This is a genomic window from Corynebacterium wankanglinii, assembly GCF_013601005.1.
Classification (GTDB): domain Bacteria; phylum Actinomycetota; class Actinomycetes; order Mycobacteriales; family Mycobacteriaceae; genus Corynebacterium; species Corynebacterium wankanglinii.
On sequence record NZ_JABFED010000003.1, the window covers coordinates 170,518 to 189,614 of the forward strand.

Here is a 19,097-nt window from a genome sequence, read left to right on the forward strand (position 1 = left end):
GAGTGTTCCTTCGGTTTCGAAAAAGAGAAAAGGTTTTGGCTACTTCGCGCGGGGCGTGGAGGCCTTGACTGAATCATACGGCTCGGCCGAGACGACCGTGACGGAAATTTCACGGCCGTTCGGCGCGGTGTACTTCCGGGTCTCGCCCTCAGCAGCACCCACCACAGCGGCGCCGAGCGGGGAGTTCTCCGAATAGGTCTCCAAATCTGCGTTGTCAGTGGACGCCGCGCGGGTGCCGATGAGGAAGGTCTCGCGGTCGTCCTCGTCGCCGTCGTAGTACACGTGAACCACGGAACCGACGTGGGCGACGCCCTCGACAATGCCAGCGCGCTCGGTGGTGGAGTTAGACAGGATCTCGGAGATCTGCTTGATGCGCGCCTCCTCCTGGTCCTGCTGCTCACGAGCCGCGTCGTAGCCCGCGTTCTCCTTGAGGTCGCCCTCCTCGCGGCGCTCGTTGATCTCGGCGGCGATCGCCGGACGGTTGTCGATGAGCTGCTGCAGCTCGGCCTCGAGCTTGGCCTTCATTTCGGGAGTAATGTACTGCTGCTGGGATTCAGCCATAGGGGTCTAAACCTTCCCTGATACGTGAAATCGGCCCGCCGCTAGCGGGCCAAAGTGTGAAGATATACGGCGAAAGATTAGCACACGCAACTCCGTCAGTTTCCCCTAGCGTGCTGCGTAGAAGCTGCTCTCCGGGTCCATGTAGAACGGCAGATTCTCCGAACACCCGTAGATGCGCCCAGACACCAGCGGTGCGCGCACAGGCAGATCCACCGCGATACGGGAGTGCTCCTCAGCACCAGCCGGAAGAATCACCTCGCGGCGGCCCACCTCGGCGTGCGAGTAGTCCACAGCGGTGACAATGCAGTACGCGGGCGTGTCCGGGTGTTTGCGTGTGACGTCGATCCACAGGCGGCCCGTCGAGTCGTCGATACGCTCCTGCGAAATGAACTCTGCCCGCACCGGCTCGTTGAAACGGTTCATGATCGTCCGGGCGCCGAAAAACAGCAGGGCAACCATCAGGATGACCGAGACTACGGCCACAATTTTTCCGCCGGTGGAACCGCCGGAACCACCCTTCGCGCCGTAGCGGTCTGCGGGGCGGGGGGAGGTTGCTGTGCTCACGGAAACGGCTCCTTGCAGGTGGTAAGGACTTCACCGCCGATGGTACTAAGATGACGCGAAGGTAAAGAACTGACCCTACGAAAGTTGGAGTGATCGAGTGACCGGGTTGCGTCTGATGGCGATTCACGCCCACCCTGACGACGAATCCTCCAAGGGTGCAGCCACCATGGCCAAGTACGCCGCCGAGGGAAACCGGGTGCTGGTGGTCACCTGCACCGACGGCAGGCGCGGCGACGTGCTCAACCCGGCGATGGACCGACCGGGAGTGCTGGACAACATCCTAGATGTGCGCCGTGAGGAGATGGCTCGGGCGGCGGCCGCGCTGGGCGTCGAGCACGTTTGGCTGGGATACGAGGACTCAGGCCTGCCTGAGGGCGACCCGCTGCCCCCGTTGCCCGAAGGCTCATTTGCGGTGCAGGACCCGGAGGAAGTGGCGGAAAAGATTGTGGAGCAAATCCGCGAGTTCCGTCCCCACGTGATCATCACGTACGACGAAAACGGCGGCTACCCGCACCCGGACCACCTGATGGTGCACGCGATCTCAATGATCGCCTGGGAGCGCGCGGGCGACCCTTCCTTCGCGCCGCAGGCGGGCGAGCCGTGGACGCCGCTGAAGCTGTACTACTCGCACGGCTTCATCTTGCAGCGGATGAAACTGCTGCAAGAACGCTTGATCGAGCGCGGCCAGAAGAGCCCGTACGAACTCATGATCAAACGCTGGGAGGAAAACGAGGGAGATGTCTTCGATCGCGTGACCACACAGGTCGAGTGCGCGGGCTATTTCCAGCAGCGCGCCGAGGCGCTCACCGCCCACGCCACACAGATCGACCCCGCTGGCGCGTTTCTGGCCAGTCCGGTGGAAGAGCAGCAGGACGTGTGGCCCACCGAGGAGTTCGAGCTCGCTGCAAGCCGGGTAGACACCACGCTGCCGGAAACGGACCTGTTCGCGGGCATCGAGGAGGGAGAGTAAATGACCACGTTCACCATCGCCGCCGCTGACGCCGCGAGCTTCATTCTTGCCCAGTCGCCGGGGGAGACACCGGTCGGCCCAGACTTTGGCAAGGCCTCGCCGATCGGGCTGCTGCTGCTGGTCATCCTCGGTGTGGTCGTGCTGTTCATCGGGTGGTCCTTCCACCGCCGCTTCTCCCGCTTCAAGCGCCGTCAAGCGTTCGCGGAGGCTCGTGGCATCGACCCGTTCGACGAGAAGGCGGTAGACGAGGCCATGGAGCAGGCGGGACTCAAGGACCAGCGCAAGAAAAACGCCTTCTAGCTGGGTAGAATTCGCACCGTGTCTGTCCTATCCAAGCTGCGCTACCCGTTGTACCCGCTCTATGAGGCACGCCTGAAGCGCGAGCTCCGCGGCAAGAAACGCCCGCAGCACATCGCCGTCATGGCAGACGGCAACCGCCGCTGGGCACGAGAATCCGGCTTCAAAGACATCTCGCACGGACACCGTGTCGGCGGCGCCAAGATCGGCGAGCTGGTCCGCTGGTCGGCGGAGATGGACATCGATGTCCTCACCATTTACCTGTTGTCCACGGAAAACCTGCAGCGGACCACAGAGGAAGTGGAGTTGCTCTTCGACATCATCTCCGGTGTCATCGAAGAACTGGCCACGGAGCACTACACCTGCCGCGTGCGGTTGGTGGGCCACCTGGAGTTGTTGCCGGAGGACGTCGCTAAGCGCATGCGCGAAAGTGCAGCGGCGACGGATGAGAAACCCGGCCTGACCGTCAACATCGCTGTCGGCTACGGCGGGCGGCAAGAGATTGTGGACGCGGTGCAATCGCTTATCGACGACAAAGCTCACGCCGGGGTCACCGCCACCGAAATGGCGGCCGAGATTACCGTCGAATCCATCTCGGAGCACCTGTACACCTCGGGCCAGCCGGACCCGGACTTGGTCATCCGCACCTCCGGCGAGCAGCGGCTGTCTGGCTTCCTGCTGTGGCAGGCGGCGTACTCGGAAATCTGGTTCACGGACATTTACTGGCCGGCGTTTCGCAAGATCGATTTCCTGCGCGCGCTGCGCGACTACTCGCAGCGTTCCCGTCGCTTCGGCAAATAGCTAGATCTTGCGCATGCGGACGCGCTGGACAGTGTGGTCGTAGTCCTTGCGCAGCACCAGTGATGCGCGCACCCGGGTGGGGAGAATGTTTTCCACGAGGTTGGGCAGGTTGATGGTTTGCCACAGCTCACGGGCCTCGTAGGTGGCTGCTGCGTCGTCCATGTCCGCGAAGTGCGCGAAGTGGTTACCGGGCTCGCGGAACGCCGTGTCGCGCAGCTTGAGAAACCGCTCGATGTACCAGCGCTCGATATCCTGAGTCTTCGCGTCCACGTAGATGGAGAAATCAAACAAGTCGGACACCATCAGCGTGGGCCCGGTCTGCAGCACGTTCAGGCCTTCGAGGATGAGGATGTCGGGCTGGCGGACCTCGATGCACTCTTCGGGCAGGATGTCGTAGGCCTCGTGCGAGTAGATAGGCGCTTTGACCACGGGATGGCCTGATTTGACCTCGGTGACAAACCGCATGAGGTTGCGGCGGTCGTAGGACTCCGGGAAGCCCTTGCGTTTCATAATGCCGCGCTCCTCCAGCACCGTCTTGGGGTAGAGGAACCCGTCGGTGGTGACAAGGTCCACCCGCGGGTGTGAGTCCCATCGTTGGAGCAGCACCTGCAGCACGCGCGCTGTGGTGGATTTTCCCACTGCCACGGAGCCAGCCAGGCCGATGATGAAGGGCACATGCCCGGGGTCGCCGCCGATAAATGTTTCGGTAGCCTTGGTGAGCTTCTGTCGCGCACGCACCTGCAGGTGAATCAGGCGCGACAGCGGCAGGTAAATATCCTCTACCTCCTGCAGGTCCAAGTTCTCGCCGATGCCGGAAAGGGCTCTCAGCTCCGTCTCCGTGAGAACCTGGGGCATGGTGGCGCGACGTTTGCGCCAGTCCTCGCGGTGGAAGTCGAGGTACGGCGACGAATCGGCTCGTGACATAGCCACCATTGTTGCACCGGAGCAAAAGTGGAATAAATCCACCGTCTTGGCCCTCAGTCTTTCCTATACTTCGAGACGTTGTAACCAACGCGAGAAGAAAGGACCCGGTCGAAGTGTCTGAAGACCTCCGCTACCAGGATCTGGCCACCTATGACCCCGAGGTGCATGCCGCAATTGTGGACGAGCTGGCGCGCCAGCGCGGCACCTTGGAGATGATCGCTTCCGAGAACTTCGTGCCGCGCTCCGTGCTGCAGGCCCAAGGCTCGGTGTTGACCAACAAGTACGCCGAGGGCTACCCGGGCCGCCGCTACTACGGCGGCTGCGAGCACGTCGACGTGATCGAGGACTTGGCGCGCGACCGCGCCAAAGAGGTGTTCGGAGCAAAGTACGCGAACGTGCAGCCACACTCCGGCGCGCAGGCGAACGCTGCGGTGCTTATGGCGCTGGCGGAGCCGGGCGACACCATCCTCGGCCTCGACCTGGCGCACGGCGGCCACCTCACTCACGGCATGAAGATCAACTTCTCCGGCCGTCTTTACAACGTGGCTGCGTACCAGGTGGAAGAGGACACCCACCTGATCGACATGGCGAAGCTGCGCGAGCAGGCCCGCGAGGTGAAGCCGAAGGTGATCATCGCTGGTTGGTCCGCTTACCCGCGTCATGAGGATTTCGCGGAATTCCGCTCCATCGCCGACGAGGTCGGCGCCTACCTGTGGGTAGACATGGCCCACTTCGCGGGTCTCGTCGCCGCCGGCCTCCACCCGAACCCGGTGCCGCACGCGCACGTGGTCTCGTCCACGGTGCACAAGACCTTGGGTGGGCCGCGCTCTGGTTTCATCCTCACCAACGACCTGGAGTTGCACAAGAAGCTCAACTCCGCGGTGTTCCCGGGCCAGCAGGGCGGCCCGCTCATGCACGTGGTGGCCGCGAAGGCGACCGCGTTCAAGATTGCGGGCACCCCCGAGTTCAAGGACCGCCAGCAGCGCACCCTGGGCGGAGCGAAGGTGCTGGCGGAGCGCCTGCTTGCGGACGACGCGCGCGAGGCCGGCATCTCCGTCGTCTCCGGCGGCACGGAGGTGCACCTCGTGCTGGTGGACCTGCGCAACTCGCCGATGGACGGCCAGCAGGCTGAAGACCTGCTGCACTCCGTGGGCATTACAGTCAACCGCAACGCCGTGCCGTTCGACCCGCGCCCGCCGAAGGTGACCTCCGGCCTGCGCATCGGCACCTCCGCGCTGGCCACCCGCGGCTTCGGCGAGGAGGACTTCCGTGAGGTCGCCGAGATCATCGCAGAGACCCTGATCAAGGGCGAGGAAGCCGACATTGAGGCCCTTCGCGGCCGCGTTGAAGCCCTGGCGCGCAAATACCCGCTCTACCCGGACCTCGAGGATTGGAAGATGCTCTAGCTTTCCTCGGTTGCCGCTTCGGCTTCCCCGGCGGCGCCAGCACCGTCACCGTGTGCGCCGCTGTGCCCGCGCTGCTCCGCGAGAGTGGCGCGGGCTTTTTGCAACCACTCGGGCTGATCGTCCAGCAGCGCACGGATCTCGTCGGTGGTCATCGCCTGGTCCACGCCAGCGTTCTTCAGCGCGGTGACGGAAATGCCGAGCTTGCGCGCAACCTCGGGGCGGGGGTGCGGGCCGCGCAGGCGCAGTTCCTGCAGCCACTGCGGCGGGTTGTCCTGCAATTCGCGCAGCTCGGCGTGCGTTACCGCACCGTCTTGGAACTCTTGCGGGGTGGCGGGAAGGTAGATGCCCAGCTTCTTTGCGGCGGTTACCGGCTTCATTGCGGTGCCGGACGGGGTCTGATCAGTCATGCGCAAAACGGTAGCATTGCCGACCATGCTCACTATTGCCTTCGTCACCGGCACGGAGCCGGGTAGGTGGTTCCGCCGCTACGAGGAACTCACGGGGGACCGCCTCGAGGCGATTGCCTCCGATGACCCGTTCCCGCTCGTGGGTACGCAGGCCGTCGCGGCACTTGTGCGCCTACCGGACGAACGCGTAGGGGAGGACTACCACGTTGTGCGGCTGTACGAGGAGGCGCCCGGAGTCGCAGTGCCGAAAGATTCGGTGTACGCGGAAATCGGCGAGGTTACCCAAGAGGACCTCGCCGAGGAGATCGTCAACCACTCAGGGCCGACGCCTATCGACGACCTCCGGTCCGCCCTTCAAGTCGTCGCCGCCAACGTCGGGATCGCGTATGCCCCGCTGCCGCTTTTGAAAAATCTCGCGCGAAAGCAGGTGAAGGCTCTGCCGCTGCGCGGAGCGACCGGATCCCTGAGCCAAATCGCCCTTGTGTGGCGCAAGGCTGATGATTCGGATGCTGTGCAGGACTTTGTCGGCGTGACCAAAGGGCGAACTGCACGTTCGTCGCGTGGACAGTCTCACCCCCGATCGGGTGCAAAGAAAGCTCGCCGTTAACGCAAAGTTCATAATGGACGATGGACTTGTTCCAATGATGAAAGGTATTAATTATGTTTTCCCGTAAAATCGCTGCTTCCGCTGCTGTTTTGACCCTGGGTGCCACTGGGCTCGTTGCTTGCTCCAACGACGGTGACGCAGAACCGACCTCCACCGAGGTCGTGTCCGAGACCGCTACCGAGACCGACACCGCTACCGAGACCGCTGATGCGACCACCTCCGCGGCCGACGCTACGACTTCTGCTGCAGCAGACAACGCCGAGGCGACCGAGGAGATCACCACCGCCGACGGCGCGACCGCGATGGTTCCGGCTGGCGTCGTCGCCGCGATGGACAAGTACGCGGAGCCGGAGTGGGGTGAGCCGATGGCCGTTGAGGAGACGGACGGTGGCTGGATCGTTACCTACGACAACGAGCACTACGTCACCTGGAACGAGAACACCGGTGGCGCTCCGACTTGGGGCCAGATTGCTAACGAGTGGCTGACGGACGTCCGCCTCGACCAGAAGCTGGGCTTCCCGCTCGCTCCGGAGACCGAGAACGCTGACCAGTCCGGCTGGACCCAGGAGTTCGAGAACGGCACCATCGAGTGGACCCGCGGTGGCACCGAGGACGCGTTCACCGCAATCGTCACCGAGAAGTAGTCCGGCGACCTTTTTCAACGCCATCCCGCGTACGCGGGATGGCGTTTTCACATTGTTGCGTGCCCGAGTGACCATCTGGACAATGGAGCGCATGCAAAAATCGGACTTTTCCATCCGGCCCATTCGGCCCGAAGATTATCCGCAGGTGCGTGCGATCTACGAGATGGGGCTGCAGACCGGCAACGCCTCGTGGGAAACCCAGGGGCAGACGTGGGAGCAGTTTTCCCGAAAGAAGATCATGGAGACGGTATTCGTCGCCGTTGATGCGGAAGATGATGGAAAAGTACTCGGATGGGTGGGTGCGGCGAAAGCGTCGACACGCAGCGTGTTCTATGGGGTGGTCGAGGACTCGATCTACACCCACCCCGACGCTCGGGGCCGAGGTATTGCCGGAGCGTTGCTAGATCGCCTTATTCAGACCTGCATCGATCTACACAAGTGGTCCATCCACTCGTGGATCTTCCCGGAAAATGAAGGATCCGCGGGCCTGCACAGGTCCCGCGGATTTGAGAAGGTGGGCACGTTCCACAACATGGCCCAGATGGCGTACGGCGAGCGCAAGGGGCAGTGGCGCGACTGCGATATCTACGAGCTCATCCTGCCCATGTCGCGCCAGCCTTAGTTCAGCTCCTCCTTTAGCTTCTCTTCGCGTACCGGCAGGAGGAGCAGGAAGGCGATGACGGCCAGCGGCACCATGAGCAGGAACACCGGGGTGAGCCCGTCGTTGTAGCTGCTGAGAACCGCGTCCTGGATGGGGGCGGGCAGCTGCGCTACAAGCTCCGGGGTGAGGCTATTCGCCGCGCCGTCGCCGAATCGCTTGGCGTACTCGGCGCCTTCCGGGCCCAGGGCTGCCAAGGCTTCCGGCAAACGCTCTTCGAGGTTGCTGCGCATGTTGTGAATGAACAGCGATCCAGACAGGGAAGCACCGACAGCGGAACCGATCTGGCGGAAGAAGTTGTTCGTCGACGTCGCGGTGCCCACGTGCCGAAGTGGGAACGAGTTCTGCACGATGAGGACGAGTACCTGCATGACCAACCCCAGCCCGAAGCCGAAGATGAACATGTAGATGCCGAGCGTGGTCAGTGGCGTGCTCGTCTCTAGGCGGGAGAACAGGTACAAGCCAAGCGTGGTCACAAGCATGCCCACCAGCGGGTACGCCTTGTAGCGGCCGGTCTTGGAGATGATGAACCCAACGGTCATGCCCGTGACCAGCATGCCGACGACCATCGGCAGCATCATCAGCCCGGCCTCAGTCGGGGTGAGCTGGTGGACCATCTGCAGGTAGGTGGGGAGGTACGCCAAGCCACTGGTCATTGCCAGCCCAAGCACGGTGCCCGCGAGAGTGGTCAGCACCATGTTGCGGTTGTGGAACAGGTCCATCGGGATAAGTGGGTTGGCCGCACGGCGTTCCACAACAACGAACAGCACTGCAGCGATGAGCGCGATGGCGCAGGTGGTGATGATGGTGGGGGAGCTCCAGTCGTACTGGGTGCCGCCCCATGTGGTGGTGAGGATCAAGGAGGTCGTTGCCACCACCATCAGTGTTGTGCCCACGTAGTCGAAGTGCATGCCCTTGGCGGAGCCGCGACGCAGCTTCAGCACCCCGGCGCATACCGTCATGGCTAGCAAGCCGAGCGGGATATTCATCCACAGCGCCCAGCGCCACCCGGGCCCGTCAGTGAACCAGCCTCCGAGGACCGGGCCGAGCACGGAGGAGATACCGAATACGGCCCCCATAACGCCCATGTATTTGCCTCGCTCGCGGGCGGGGACCACCTCGGCGATGATGGACTGGGAGTTCACCATCATGCCGCCGGCACCGAGGCCCTGGACGGCGCGGCCGATGATCAGCAGTTCCATGGTGTTGGCGAAGCCGCCGATGGTGGAGCCGAGCACGAACAGCCCGATGCCGGTGATGTAGAGCCACTTGCGCCCCAAGATGTCGCCGAGTTTGCCGTTCACTGGCATAGCGATTGTCATGGTGACGAGGAAGGCAGAGATCACCCAGCTCATGTGGTTTACGCCGCCGAGCTCGCCGACGATCGTGGGAAGCGCGGTGGCGAAAATCATCTGTCCGAGCGAGCTCATCAGCATGGTGAGCAGCAGGGCGGAGAACACGATGCCGACGTTGGGGGCACCGGTCTGAGACTTCGGCGAGTCAATCTCGCGGGTTTCTACCATGGCATGTCCTTTGCGTAGTTAGAAAGATCTTGGGCGTTAGCGATGAGTTGCGCGATGGGATCGCCGCCGTCGGGCGGGTGCCACAGATACTGGGTCACGGCCCCTTGAAACAGCACGACGATGAAGTGTGTCTCCTCCTCGATTGAACCGCTGAGTCTGCGATCTTCAGGGAAGTGTTCGAAGTGCGAGTACACGGCACGTCCTATCTGGGTGAGGAAGCCGCGCCGTCGGGTTGCTTCTGCCTGCATGAGTCCGGGGTTGTTCTCGATGAGCTGCTTCCGGCACGCCGTAGCGGGGCCTTCGAAGCTGCCGGGCACGACCTCGACGGACCGGATCACCAGCTCGAGGACGTTGTCGCTCTGGGTCTCGCGGATGGTGCGCAGCGATGCATCACTGAAGGAGAACGGGAACGACCCCAAGATCGCTTCATCTTTAGAGTCCACGTAGTTGAAGAAGGTGCGCCGCGAGATGCCGGCGTCGCGGCAAATGTCGTCGACGGTGACCTTGTCGTACCCGTGCTCATCTACAAGCCGGGCGGCCTCGTCCCGTATGCGCTGGCGCGTCTCGCGGCGCTTCTGCTCCCGAATCCCTTCATTTTGCACGGGGTGCAATATTACACCCAGTGCACGTTAAGGCAAGCCTGCGGAAAGATCGCCCTCTACCAGCGCACGTTCGCCCTCCACGTACGTCAGTCGCACGATGCCGGGCTCAAGCTTCTCGACGTCCCAACGGCCCTGACCCTCATTGCACCCCTTTGTCAGCGGTATGGACTGCCCGCCCTCGCCGATCAACGCCGTGCAGCCGGTCAGGGGATACGTCACCGAAGCGGTGCCGCCGCCGAACGTGGCCACCGCCGGCCAAGCCTTCACCTTCGCGTCGTCCTCGAGGCTGTTCAGGGTGCCGGTGTAGGTGCCGGTTGGGGCCGAAGGATCGTCGATAGGCAATTGCGGCTGCGCCGTGACCGTGACCGTCGCGGGGACCGCATCGGACGGCTCAGGGCGCGGGTTTGCGTACCAGTAGGTTGCCGCGAGCGCGACGCCAATCATGGCGACAATCAGTGCGAGCACGCCGCCGACTACCCACGGTTTGTTGGGGCCGCCGGCGGTGCGCAGCTCGGAAAAGGAATCAGGCATGGAAAAGCCCCCAGCTCGACGTTTTCAGTGCTGGGGGCTGATTCTAGCGGGGCGCTAGTTGCGGTCGGTGTTGGCCATCGAGAGTACGTTGAGGCGCTTGTCCAGCTCCTCCTCGGTGAGCTTCTCGCCGTCCACAAAACCCAGATCGATCGTGGCCTGGCGGATGGTGATGCCCTCCTTGACCGCGTGCTTGGCAATCTTCGCGGCGTTTTCGTAGCCGATCGCGGAGTTCAGCGGCGTCACGATGGACGGGGAGGACTCCGCGAGGGTGCGCATGCGCTCCTCGTTCGGCTCGATACCATCCACCAGCTTGGTCGCGAACTGGCGAGCAGTGTTGGCCAGCAGACGGGAGGACTCGAGCACGTTGCGGGCCATCATCGGAATGAACACGTTGAGCTCGAACTGGCCCTGCGTGCCACCGAAAGCCACTGCCGCATCATTGCCGATGACCTGCGCGGAGACCTGCGTGGCAGTCTCGCACAGCACCGGGTTGACCTTGCCCGGCATGATGGAGGAGCCCGGCTGAAGGTCCGGCAGGTGGATCTCGGCGAAGCCCGCCAGCGGGCCGGAGCCCATCAAGCGGATGTCGTTGGCGATTTTGTACAGGGACACTGCGACGGAGCGCATTGCGCCCGAGAACTCGACCAGCCCGTCCCGGTTAGCCTGTGCCTCGAAGTGGTTCTTGGCCTCGGAGAGCTGCTCGACGCCGGTGAGCTTCTTCAGCTCTTCGGTGACCTTGCCGCCGAACTCGGCCGGGGTGTTGATGCCGGTGCCCACAGCGGTGCCGCCGATAGCGAGCTCGCCCAAACGGTTCAGGGTGCCCTCGACGCGCTGGACGCCCAACTCAATCTGGCGTGCGTAGCCCGAGAACTCCTGGCCCAGGGTCACCGGGGTGGCGTCCATGAGGTGGGTGCGGCCGGACTTGACCACCTCGTGCCACTCCTTGGCCTTCTTCTCCAGCGATTCTTGGAGGACCTTCAGCGCCGGGATGAGGTCGTTCGCTGCGGCCTCGGTGGCGGCGACGTGCGTCGCGGTGGGGAAGGTGTCGTTGGAGGACTGGCCCATGTTCACGTGGTCGTTCGGGTGGACCTCGACGCCGTTTGCCTTCGCAATGGAGGCGATGACCTCGTTGGTGTTCATGTTGGAGGAGGTTCCGGAACCGGTCTGGAAGACGTCGATCGGGAACTGGTCGTTGTGCTGGCCGTCCGCGATCTCCTTCGCCGCGGCGATGATCGCATCAGCCTTCTCAGCGTCCAGGTTGCCCAGGTCCTTGTTCACCTGCGCGCAGGCTGCCTTGAGTAGGCCGAGTGCACGAATCTGCTGGGCTTCCAGGCCGCGGCCGGAGATTGGGAAGTTCTCTACCGCGCGCTGGGTCTGGGCACGCCAGAGCGCGTCGACGGGCACCTTGACCTCGCCCATCGTGTCATGTTCGATGCGGTATTCCTGATCAGCCATGATTGTCCTTTGCTACTGTCGCGTGCACGTCGCGCACGGTAAGGTGCTCGCGTGCCTGTCCACTGGACGATTATGCATCAATCGGACATTCGGAGGAGCGGATATGCCCGAACTTGACGCCAAGAAAGCCCCCACTTTGAGGGACGCGCTAGTGGCGGCGGCCGCGATGGTGTCCGTGGACGTCCTGCTTCTTGGTCAAGGGCTGCTTCTGCTGCGCGCTGACCTGCCCCGCTCGGTGGCGCTGACGGTGCTGCCGGGCGCTGTGCTTGTGGCGCTGGCGGCGCCCACGGTGATGCTCGTGCGCTACATTCGCCGCCGCGGACTGGAGCTCGGGTTCTCGCGGCTCGGGCGCCGGGGCTGGCACCTGCTGTGGCAGGCTCCAGCGGTGGTGCTCGGCTCTGCGTCAGCGACCGCTCTGGTTGCGCCGCTGTTCGGCATCGAGTCTGGCGGCGGTTCCACGGGGGAAGTCTTGGCCAGAGATTTAGATAGCGCCGCACCGGTGCTGGTGCTATTGGCCGGCTACCTGCTTATCGGGCCGTTTATTGAGGAGATCGTGTTTCGCCGCGTGCTCATGGAGTACTTCGACACGCTCATGCCAGCGGCTGCGAGCGTGGTGGTCACCTCAGCGATTTTCGGGGCGGCCCATATTGCGCCACCAGCGATCGTGTTCACTTTCTTCTCCGGCATTGGCCTGGCGCTTGTGGCGCGCTTCCATGGCAACATCACGTCCAGCTTCGTTGTGCACGCGGTGAATAACCTGCTGGCCAGCGCGGCCGTCATTGGTGCGCTGTTTTAGCTGCAGGAGAAGTTCCGGTTTGTCGATTTCGCCGTCGCGCTCGCTGTGGTGTCGGGGCTTTCTGCCGTCCAGTGGGGCACCGCCCAGCTTCTCGGTGTCTCCCCGCGCCGCCGGGCTCGAGCCGGCCGCGGCGCTGCTCGCCGCGCCCTACATCGAGCCCGCCCGAATCGCGCACGCATTCCTCGGCGGGATCGCGTTCGTGCTCGTGGCGCGGCAGCGCAAGTCGCTGCGGGCTTCGATCGTCGCCCACCTTGCCAACAACCTGGTGGGGATCATCGTGATCGCGGGGTTGTTGGCGTAGCGGCTAGTTCTTCGGGTCCGAGTAGTCCACCACGGAGTAGTCCTGCAGCTTGGACAGTTGGTGCTGCGACTCCACGAAGCGCACGGTGCCGGACTTGGAGCGCATGACCAGCGAGCGGGTGGTGGCGCCCGACTTGCGGTAGGTCACGCCGCGAAGCATGTCGCCGTTCGTCACACCGGTGGCGGCGAAGTAGCAGTTGTCGGAGGTGACCAGGTCGTTGATGCCCAGCACGCGGTCCAGGTCGTGGCCGGCGGCGAGAACCCTTTCGCGCTCGACGTCATCCTGCGGGGCGAGCATGCCCTGGATCTCGCCGCCGAGGCACTTCAGGGCGCACGCCGTGACGACGCCCTCCGGTGTGCCGCCGACACCCATCGCGATGTCGATGGAGCTGGTGTCCTGCGCCGCTGCGATGGCGCCGGCGACGTCGCCGTCCATGATGAAGCGGACTTTGGCGCCGGCGGCACGGATGTCGTCCACAAGCTGCGCGTGGCGTGGACGGTCCAGCACGACGACCGTGACATCGGAGGTGCGCAGACCCTTCGCCTTGGCAACGGCCTCGATGTTGGCCTTGACCGGTGCAGTGATGTCGATAACGCCGGCGGCCTCCGGGCCAACGGCGATCTTGTTCATGTAGAAGGCGTCCTGGGGGTTGAACATAGAACCGCGGTCCGCCGCCGCGATCACGGAGATTGCGTTCGGGCGACCCTCCGCCATTAAGCGGGTGCCGTCGACGGGGTCCACCGCCAGGTCAACGGCAGCGCCGCGGCCATTGCCCACCTGCTCACCGTTGAACAGCATCGGGGCCTCGTCCTTCTCACCCTCACCGATGACGATCACGCCGTCCATCTCAACGGAGTTGATCATTTTGCGCATGGCGTTCACCGCGGCACCGTCGCCTTCGTTCTTCTGGCCGCGGCCGACCCAGCGGCCGGAGGCAAGCGCGGCGGCCTCGGTGACGCGGACCAGCTCCATAGCGAGATTGCGGTCTGGGAAAAGATCGGACTGTTCGGTCATGGGGAGGCCTTCCTACAACGATTCAAAAAAGACCCCTCTATTGTGGCACTATCGCCTGCCGAAGTGTCCGTTCTTCCCACCTTTAAGGGGGAAACGGGGCGCATGACATACTGAAGCGCGTGGCTAGCGATAAAAAACCCCGCATTTTCCAGGACGGGCGAGACATTGCCATCAATGCCGTCCTTATCGTCGTGCTGATGCTCCTCGCCGTCGGTGCGACAGGACTGTGCTCGTTCAACCCGGGTGCGCCCGAACAGGGACCGGTGCAGGAGGTCGACGCGAAGACCTTCCTGGACTTGGAGTCGCGCGCGGTTGATTTCCCCGTCCGCTATCCGGAAATGCGGCAGGGATGGATCACCAACTCGGCCCGCCGTTCGATGCTCGGCGGGCAGCCGGCCCCGGTGGTGGGCTGGGTGACGCCGGACCGCGGGTTTATCCAGTTCACCCAGACCGGGGTAGGCACCCAAGAGGCCGCTGAGGGCGCGGATGGCAAGCAGCGAGCCCTTGATCGCACAACTGACATCGGCGGCCGCAACGTGGAGGTGTACACCTCCGAGGAGAAAGACGTGCGCGACCTGTGGGTCGTGGACGCGGGGGATTCGCGATTTGTACTCACCGGTGCGGGCGAGGACCGCGAATTTCAGGAGTTGATCTCAGCAGCGCTGGCTACTGCTCCGATTCAGAGCCCGGGGCAGTAGTTTCGCCACCCTGGCGGGCATTGATCGCCTCCTCCACGCGGCGCGACGCACCGTCGAGGAGCACTTCGCACCGTTTCGCCAGCGCCTCGCCGCGTTCCCAGTATTTGAGGGATTCGTCGAGGCTCATCTGCCCCAGCTCGAGGATCTTCACGGTTTCGACCAGCTCGTCTCGGGCCTGCTCGTAGGAGAGAGTCGTTGGGTCGGGCAAAGCGTTGTCGTTGGCCTGGCCGGAGCCGAAGGTATTTTCGGTCATGATTGTGCTTTCTTAATCAGCTTGTGCGGTGGACATTGAGGCGGCAGTGATAGAGCCGTCCCCGACGCGGATGCGCAGCTGCGATCCGGGTGGGGATTGGTCGATGGAGGTGACTACCTCCGGGTCGGAACCGTCGCGTGGCAGCACTTGCACCACGGCGTAGCCTCGCGCGAGCGTGGCCGACGGGCCGAGCGCGGACACTTGGGCGCGCAAACCTCGCACGTGCTGCGATTCGCGCTGCAGCAGGTGGGTCATGTCGCGGCGGATGAGCAATGCCGCGCGCTCGATTTCGTCGCGCCGGCGGGTGATCGCCGTCATCGGGTCCGCGAGCGAGGGGCGCGTGCGCACAGACGCAAGGGCGTCCCGCTCTCGACGGACCCAGCCACGCAGGGCGGCGGCCATGCGGGCCCGCGCTTCGTCGATAAGCAAACGCTCCTGCGCAACGTCCGGAACGGCGCGTTTCGCGGCGTCGGTCGGGGTGGCGGCGCGGACATCGGCGACGTTGTCCAGTACCGGGTTGTCCGGCTCGTGGCCGATCGCGGAGATGACAGGGGTCTGCACCTTCGCGACGGCGCGTTGCAGCGCTTCCTCGGAAAAGGGCAGCAGATCCTCCACCGAGCCGCCGCCGCGGGCGACGATGATCACGTCCACATCCGGGTCCGCATCCAGCGTCTCAAGCGCCTCAATGACCGCGGGGACGGTGGTTGGCCCCTGAACCGGAGTGTTGATGATCTCGAACCGCACCTCCGGCCAGCGCCCCTGCGCCACGGTGACCACGTCGCGCTCGGCGGCGGAGCCGCGGCCGGTAATCAACCCGACCTTGGTGGGGAGGTACGGCAGCGGCTTCTTCAGAGCGGGATCGAACAGCCCTTCAGCGGCGAGCTGCTTGCGCAGCGCCTCGATGCGGGCCAGCAACTCGCCCGCACCCACGTGCCGGATCTCGGTGACCCGCATGGAAAACGTGCCGCGGCCCGGATAGAACGAAGGCTTGCCGAAGACGACGACGCGGTCGCCGTCATTGAGCGGCACCTGCATCCCGGTAAGCAGCGAGGTGTCGGCGGTGAGTTGAACGCTGGCTTGCTCCTGGGTGTCGCGCAGCGTGAGGTAGGAAAACCGCCACGTGGGCTTGGTGTTGACCTGGGTGAGCTGCCCCTCGATCCAGAGCCAGCCGAGCCGCTCGATCCAGCCCTTCACCGAGGTGTTGAGCTTAGATACCGACCACGGCGTCTCCGGCGAACTTTTCGACGGCGCGTTGTGCGGATCCGACGTTTCTGCCACCGCGTGCTCCTTTCTTCAACCCATCTGGCGAGTGCAAGGTTACCCGGCGAGCCGACATCGCCCGCCTACTGTTTTCGACGTTGATTAGTTAGTGTTGGTTCCATGACTGATCAGGGTAAAAAAGTCCTCCTCGCATCCCCCCGCGGCTACTGTGCTGGCGTTGACCGTGCGGTGGAGACAGTAGAGAAGGCCCTGGAGAAATACGGTGCGCCCGTGTATGTGCGCAAAGAAATCGTGCACAACAAGTACGTGGTGGAGACGCTGCAAGAACGCGGAGTGATCTTCGTCGACGAAACCGATGAGGTACCCGAGGGTGCGCACCTTGTGTTTTCCGCCCACGGTGTTTCGCCGGCTGTGCGGGAGTCCGCCAAGGACCGCAACCTGCTGACTCTGGACGCGTCCTGCCCGCTGGTGACCAAGGTGCACAACGAGGCGAAGCGTTTCGCCCGCGACGGCTATCACATCCTTCTTGTCGGGCATGAGGGCCACGAGGAGGTGGAAGGAACCGCCGGTGAGGCGCCCGAGATCACCCATCTCGTGGACGGTGTGGACAGCGTAGACCGCCTCCCAGACTTCCCGGACGACCAGAAACTTGTGTGGCTTTCCCAGACCACCCTCTCCGTGGACGAGACCATGGTGATTGTGGACAAGCTCCACGAGCGCTACCCGAACTTGGAGAACCCGCCGAGCGACGACATCTGCTACGCCACCCAGAACCGTCAAGCGGCAGTAAAGGAGATAGCGCCGAAGTGTGAGCTGGTTATCGTGGTCGGCTCCCAAAACTCCTCGAACTCGCGGCGCCTGGTAGAGGTTGCCTTGGAGGCAGGTGCGAGGGCGTCGTATTTGGTGGACTATGCGTCCCAGATCGAGGACGCATGGTTCGAGGGCGTGAACACAGTAGGGGTAACCTCCGGCGCTTCCGTCCCGGAGATTCTGGTGAAAGAGCTGGTGGAGGAACTCGCGCGCCGCGGCTACACGGATAGCGAGGAAGTGGCCACCACCGTGGAGACCATCACGTTTGCTCTACCGCGCGACCTTCGGTTGCCGCGCCGTGAGAACCCGGCGGTGGCAGGAGGGTAACTAGCCCTTATATAGGTCCTCGCCGAGCCGGTCCGTGATTTTAGAGGAGCCGGTTCGCGGGGACCGTTTCGCGTTGCGCTCCGAATCCGCGCGGCGGAGCAATTCTTGGACGGGCACTGCTTTCGCGCGCTCGCGGGCGCGCCGGCCCTCGGAATTGGTGCGGCGGTTGCTCTGCTGCACCCTGGTCCGCTCGGCGGTTTCGTAGCGCAGCAGCTGCGCGTTATGCCGCTTGATCAGGCGGATACGCACGACGGCGATGAGGACGGAGCCCGCCGTCACTGCGAAAAGTACCGGAAACAACTCGGTCACCGGGTAAAACACCAGCAGCAGGGCCGCCTTTCCGGATGCGCCCCCAGCCGCGATCTCGGCTCGCGACATCACCCAGCCGGCCACGATAACGGCAGCCACGAAGAGGAGCGGTGCGCTGGCCACATTGAGAAACAGGCCCTTCGGGTTTACCAGCGTGGCCACCACGATGACGGCGATTGCGTAGAGGGCGAGAAACGGCCAACCGATGGCTGCCGTGGAGAGGGAAAGGAGCACGCCGGTGAACAGTGCCGCAAAAATGATGCCGATGCCAGTTCCCGTGGGCAACCCGGCAAACGTTGCGGCGGGGGATGGGGAATTGCGGCTCGAGACATGCGACACGCCAGCAGAGTTTACCCGTCGGCGTCTTCGGCAGCGTGGCGGGCACGCGTGGAGACAGGCTTCAGCTGAGGTGCGGTGCCTCGCCGGGACGGCACCTGCGCCTCTTCCAGCCTGCGAGCGGTGACCATGACGCGGGAATCCATCGACGCCAACGTGGCGTTATAGGCCTCCACCGCTTTGTCTAAGGACGCACCCACCCTGTTGTAATGCTCCGCCATGGTTGATAGGCGCTGGTGCAGTTGGGAGCCGAGGCGTTGGATCTCCCGCGCGGCCTCGTCGAGCGAGGCCTGCCGCCACCCGAGCGCCACGGTGCGCAGCAGGGCGAAAAGCGTTGTGGGGGTCGCGATGACCACGTCGCGGGCGAAGGCGTACTCGAGCAGTTCCGGATCAATCTCCAACGCCGCATCCAGGAACGGATCCGCTGGCACGAACAGCACCACGAACTCCGGTGTGGACTGAAAGGCGTCGATGTACGCCTTTGCAGACAGTGTGTCCACGTGTGCGCGCACGAGGTGCGCGTGGCGGCGCATGAACGCTTGGCGCTCTTCCGGGTCCTCTGTGCCGAGCGCGTCGAGGTAGGACTGGAAAGGCACTTTCGCATCGACCACGATGTTGCGGCCTTCGGCGAGACGGATGACCATGTCGGGGCGGACGCTTGCGCCGTCGATACGCATGTGCGCCTGGGTGTCGAAGTCGACGTGCTGGAGCATTCCACCGAGCTCGACCACCCGTTCAAGCTGCATTTCGCCCCAGCGGCCGCGGGTTTGTGGGGAGCGTAGGGCGGTGATGAGCTGATCGGTGCGATCGCCCAGCCGCGCCGACGTCCGGCCGATGGCCTGCACCTGACCCGCCAGCGAGGACGCGGAGACGGCCTGTTGCTTGTCCATGGCATCCAGCTGCTCTCGCATGTCTTTGAGCGCGCGGGCAACGGGGCGCAAATCCTGCGGGGGAGCAGGCTGCGGGGTTGTGCGCCGCAGCCAGGCAGCCCCGAAGAACGCTCCGGCGATGAAGCCCGCGAGCAGGCCGGTGGTAAGGATGAGAACGACGGTGGCGGTGGACATGGCTGGCAGTCAACCACA

General features: G+C 64.0%; 24 protein-coding genes. 11 read left to right on the forward strand and 13 right to left on the reverse strand.

What is annotated here, in order from left to right; all coding sequences use genetic code 11:
- Window positions 1-39: 39 nt before the first annotated feature.
- Together greA and HMA55_RS06240 are read right to left on the reverse strand one after the other, a co-directional pair.
- On the reverse strand, window positions 40-561 hold the full coding sequence (gene greA / locus HMA55_RS06235) for a transcription elongation factor GreA (RefSeq protein ID WP_181192212.1): 522 nt from the start codon (window positions 559-561) through the stop codon (window positions 40-42).
- A gap of 105 nt (window positions 562-666) precedes the next feature.
- Window positions 667-1,125 carry a DUF4307 domain-containing protein gene (locus HMA55_RS06240; RefSeq protein ID WP_257802421.1) on the reverse strand — a complete coding sequence of 153 codons (459 nt, stop codon included), beginning with the start codon at window positions 1,123-1,125 and terminating at the stop codon, window positions 667-669.
- Window positions 1,126-1,240: 115 nt separating this feature from the next.
- Between HMA55_RS06240 and mca the strand changes: the two genes are divergently transcribed.
- Genes mca through HMA55_RS06255 form a run of 3 tightly spaced genes read left to right on the forward strand, consistent with a single transcriptional unit; the run spans window position 1,241 to window position 3,193 of the window.
- Window positions 1,241-2,095, forward strand: coding sequence for a mycothiol conjugate amidase Mca (gene mca / locus HMA55_RS06245; RefSeq protein ID WP_181192213.1), 855 nt, complete (start codon window positions 1,241-1,243; stop codon window positions 2,093-2,095).
- Complete coding sequence (locus HMA55_RS06250; protein ID WP_181192214.1) at window positions 2,096-2,395, forward strand: hypothetical protein; 300 nt, start codon at window positions 2,096-2,098, stop codon at window positions 2,393-2,395.
- Between the two features lie 9 nt (window positions 2,396-2,404).
- Entirely contained in the window at window positions 2,405-3,193 is a 789-nt protein-coding gene (locus tag HMA55_RS06255) for an isoprenyl transferase (RefSeq protein ID WP_374680602.1), read from the forward strand.
- Here the strand turns inward: HMA55_RS06255 and coaA are convergent, their stop codons facing one another.
- Window positions 3,194-4,117, reverse strand: a complete 924-nt coding sequence (gene coaA, locus HMA55_RS06260) for a type I pantothenate kinase (RefSeq protein ID WP_181192216.1) — start codon at window positions 4,115-4,117, stop codon at window positions 3,194-3,196. It abuts the gene before it with no gap.
- Window positions 4,118-4,230: 113 nt separating this feature from the next.
- Here coaA and glyA point away from each other — a divergent pair, with 113 nt between their 5' ends.
- Window positions 4,231-5,523: a serine hydroxymethyltransferase gene (glyA, locus tag HMA55_RS06265; RefSeq protein ID WP_257802420.1), complete on the forward strand. Its 1,293-nt coding sequence runs from the start codon at window positions 4,231-4,233 to the stop codon at window positions 5,521-5,523.
- Here glyA and HMA55_RS06270 read toward each other — a convergent pair.
- Window positions 5,520-5,930 carry a DUF5997 family protein gene (locus HMA55_RS06270; RefSeq protein ID WP_219910441.1) on the reverse strand — a complete coding sequence of 137 codons (411 nt, stop codon included), beginning with the start codon at window positions 5,928-5,930 and terminating at the stop codon, window positions 5,520-5,522. The two genes, glyA and HMA55_RS06270, sit on opposite strands and share 4 nt — an antisense overlap.
- Window positions 5,931-5,955: 25 nt before the next feature.
- On the opposite strand from HMA55_RS06270, the gene HMA55_RS06275 reads away from it, so the two are divergent.
- From HMA55_RS06275 to HMA55_RS06285, 3 genes are all read left to right on the forward strand, one after another.
- Window positions 5,956-6,537, forward strand: coding sequence for a LysR family transcriptional regulator substrate-binding protein (locus tag HMA55_RS06275; protein ID WP_181192217.1), 582 nt, complete (start codon window positions 5,956-5,958; stop codon window positions 6,535-6,537).
- Window positions 6,538-6,590: 53 nt separating this feature from the next.
- Window positions 6,591-7,181, forward strand: a complete 591-nt coding sequence (locus HMA55_RS06280) for an LGFP repeat-containing protein (RefSeq protein WP_181192218.1) — start codon at window positions 6,591-6,593, stop codon at window positions 7,179-7,181.
- A 91-nt stretch (window positions 7,182-7,272) separates the two neighbouring features.
- A complete protein-coding gene (locus HMA55_RS06285) occupies window positions 7,273-7,803 on the forward strand; it encodes a GNAT family N-acetyltransferase (protein ID WP_181192219.1) in 531 nt (176 codons plus the stop codon).
- On the opposite strand, the gene HMA55_RS06290 is transcribed toward HMA55_RS06285, so the two are convergent.
- Genes HMA55_RS06290 through HMA55_RS06305 form a run of 4 tightly spaced genes read right to left on the reverse strand, consistent with a single transcriptional unit; the run spans window position 7,800 to window position 11,950 of the window.
- Window positions 7,800-9,362: an MDR family MFS transporter gene (locus tag HMA55_RS06290; RefSeq protein ID WP_181192220.1), complete on the reverse strand. Its 1,563-nt coding sequence runs from the start codon at window positions 9,360-9,362 to the stop codon at window positions 7,800-7,802. The two genes, HMA55_RS06285 and HMA55_RS06290, sit on opposite strands and share 4 nt — an antisense overlap.
- The gene (locus tag HMA55_RS06295) at window positions 9,356-9,964 is read right to left on the reverse strand and encodes a TetR/AcrR family transcriptional regulator (RefSeq protein ID WP_181192221.1); all 609 of its coding nucleotides are present in this window, start codon (window positions 9,962-9,964) and stop codon (window positions 9,356-9,358) included. Before HMA55_RS06295 ends, HMA55_RS06290 begins: the two co-directional genes overlap by 7 nt.
- Before the next feature lie 27 nt (window positions 9,965-9,991).
- Entirely contained in the window at window positions 9,992-10,495 is a 504-nt protein-coding gene (locus tag HMA55_RS06300; protein WP_181192222.1) for a hypothetical protein, read from the reverse strand.
- 54 nt (window positions 10,496-10,549) lie between these two features.
- Entirely contained in the window at window positions 10,550-11,950 is a 1,401-nt protein-coding gene (locus tag HMA55_RS06305; protein ID WP_181192223.1) for a class II fumarate hydratase, read from the reverse strand.
- 103 nt (window positions 11,951-12,053) lie between these two features.
- Here HMA55_RS06305 and HMA55_RS06310 point away from each other — a divergent pair, with 103 nt between their 5' ends.
- On the forward strand, window positions 12,054-12,746 hold the full coding sequence (locus HMA55_RS06310; protein WP_181192224.1) for a CPBP family intramembrane glutamic endopeptidase: 693 nt from the start codon (window positions 12,054-12,056) through the stop codon (window positions 12,744-12,746).
- 19 nt (window positions 12,747-12,765) lie between these two features.
- The gene (locus HMA55_RS06315; protein ID WP_181192225.1) at window positions 12,766-13,047 is read left to right on the forward strand and encodes a CPBP family glutamic-type intramembrane protease; all 282 of its coding nucleotides are present in this window, start codon (window positions 12,766-12,768) and stop codon (window positions 13,045-13,047) included.
- 3 nt (window positions 13,048-13,050) lie between these two features.
- On the opposite strand, the gene glpX is transcribed toward HMA55_RS06315, so the two are convergent.
- Window positions 13,051-14,061, reverse strand: a complete 1,011-nt coding sequence (gene glpX, locus HMA55_RS06320; protein WP_181192226.1) for a class II fructose-bisphosphatase — start codon at window positions 14,059-14,061, stop codon at window positions 13,051-13,053.
- Between the two features lie 119 nt (window positions 14,062-14,180).
- On the opposite strand from glpX, the gene HMA55_RS06325 reads away from it, so the two are divergent.
- Complete coding sequence (locus HMA55_RS06325; RefSeq protein ID WP_181192227.1) at window positions 14,181-14,759, forward strand: DUF4245 domain-containing protein; 579 nt, start codon at window positions 14,181-14,183, stop codon at window positions 14,757-14,759.
- Here HMA55_RS06325 and HMA55_RS06330 read toward each other — a convergent pair.
- Entirely contained in the window at window positions 14,728-15,012 is a 285-nt protein-coding gene (locus HMA55_RS06330) for an exodeoxyribonuclease VII small subunit (RefSeq protein WP_181192228.1), read from the reverse strand. The two genes, HMA55_RS06325 and HMA55_RS06330, sit on opposite strands and share 32 nt — an antisense overlap.
- A 12-nt stretch (window positions 15,013-15,024) precedes the next feature.
- Complete coding sequence (xseA, locus tag HMA55_RS06335; RefSeq protein WP_181192229.1) at window positions 15,025-16,290, reverse strand: exodeoxyribonuclease VII large subunit; 1,266 nt, start codon at window positions 16,288-16,290, stop codon at window positions 15,025-15,027.
- Window positions 16,291-16,392: 102 nt separating this feature from the next.
- On the opposite strand from xseA, the gene HMA55_RS06340 reads away from it, so the two are divergent.
- Complete coding sequence (locus HMA55_RS06340; RefSeq protein ID WP_181192230.1) at window positions 16,393-17,370, forward strand: 4-hydroxy-3-methylbut-2-enyl diphosphate reductase; 978 nt, start codon at window positions 16,393-16,395, stop codon at window positions 17,368-17,370.
- Here the strand turns inward: HMA55_RS06340 and HMA55_RS06345 are convergent, their stop codons facing one another.
- The gene (locus tag HMA55_RS06345; RefSeq protein WP_181192231.1) at window positions 17,371-18,018 is read right to left on the reverse strand and encodes a DUF6542 domain-containing protein; all 648 of its coding nucleotides are present in this window, start codon (window positions 18,016-18,018) and stop codon (window positions 17,371-17,373) included. It lies immediately after the preceding gene.
- An 11-nt stretch (window positions 18,019-18,029) separates the two neighbouring features.
- On the reverse strand, window positions 18,030-19,079 hold the full coding sequence (locus HMA55_RS06350; RefSeq protein ID WP_181192232.1) for a DNA recombination protein RmuC: 1,050 nt from the start codon (window positions 19,077-19,079) through the stop codon (window positions 18,030-18,032).
- Window positions 19,080-19,097: the final 18 nt, after the last annotated feature.

What these genes read in the sequence shown, in the direction of transcription:
- HMA55_RS06285 (WP_181192219.1), top strand. Translation starts at nt 7,273, where the DNA reads ATGCAAAAATCGGACTTTTCCATCCGGCCCATTCGGCCCGAAGATTAT.
- HMA55_RS06280 (WP_181192218.1), top strand. Translation starts at nt 6,591, where the DNA reads ATGTTTTCCCGTAAAATCGCTGCTTCCGCTGCTGTTTTGACCCTGGGT.
- coaA (WP_181192216.1), bottom strand. Translation starts at nt 4,117, where the DNA reads ATGTCACGAGCCGATTCGTCGCCGTACCTCGACTTCCACCGCGAGGAC.
- greA (WP_181192212.1), bottom strand. Translation starts at nt 561, where the DNA reads ATGGCTGAATCCCAGCAGCAGTACATTACTCCCGAAATGAAGGCCAAG.
- HMA55_RS06275 (WP_181192217.1), top strand. Translation starts at nt 5,956, where the DNA reads ATGCTCACTATTGCCTTCGTCACCGGCACGGAGCCGGGTAGGTGGTTC.
- HMA55_RS06250 (WP_181192214.1), top strand. Translation starts at nt 2,096, where the DNA reads ATGACCACGTTCACCATCGCCGCCGCTGACGCCGCGAGCTTCATTCTT.
- HMA55_RS06290 (WP_181192220.1), bottom strand. Translation starts at nt 9,362, where the DNA reads ATGGTAGAAACCCGCGAGATTGACTCGCCGAAGTCTCAGACCGGTGCC.
- HMA55_RS06340 (WP_181192230.1), top strand. Translation starts at nt 16,393, where the DNA reads ATGACTGATCAGGGTAAAAAAGTCCTCCTCGCATCCCCCCGCGGCTAC.
- HMA55_RS06305 (WP_181192223.1), bottom strand. Translation starts at nt 11,950, where the DNA reads ATGGCTGATCAGGAATACCGCATCGAACATGACACGATGGGCGAGGTC.
- glpX (WP_181192226.1), bottom strand. Translation starts at nt 14,061, where the DNA reads ATGACCGAACAGTCCGATCTTTTCCCAGACCGCAATCTCGCTATGGAG.
- HMA55_RS06310 (WP_181192224.1), top strand. Translation starts at nt 12,054, where the DNA reads ATGCCCGAACTTGACGCCAAGAAAGCCCCCACTTTGAGGGACGCGCTA.
- HMA55_RS06350 (WP_181192232.1), bottom strand. Translation starts at nt 19,079, where the DNA reads ATGTCCACCGCCACCGTCGTTCTCATCCTTACCACCGGCCTGCTCGCG.
- mca (WP_181192213.1), top strand. Translation starts at nt 1,241, where the DNA reads ATGGCGATTCACGCCCACCCTGACGACGAATCCTCCAAGGGTGCAGCC.
- HMA55_RS06330 (WP_181192228.1), bottom strand. Translation starts at nt 15,012, where the DNA reads ATGACCGAAAATACCTTCGGCTCCGGCCAGGCCAACGACAACGCTTTG.
- HMA55_RS06300 (WP_181192222.1), bottom strand. Translation starts at nt 10,495, where the DNA reads ATGCCTGATTCCTTTTCCGAGCTGCGCACCGCCGGCGGCCCCAACAAA.
- HMA55_RS06270 (WP_219910441.1), bottom strand. Translation starts at nt 5,930, where the DNA reads ATGACTGATCAGACCCCGTCCGGCACCGCAATGAAGCCGGTAACCGCC.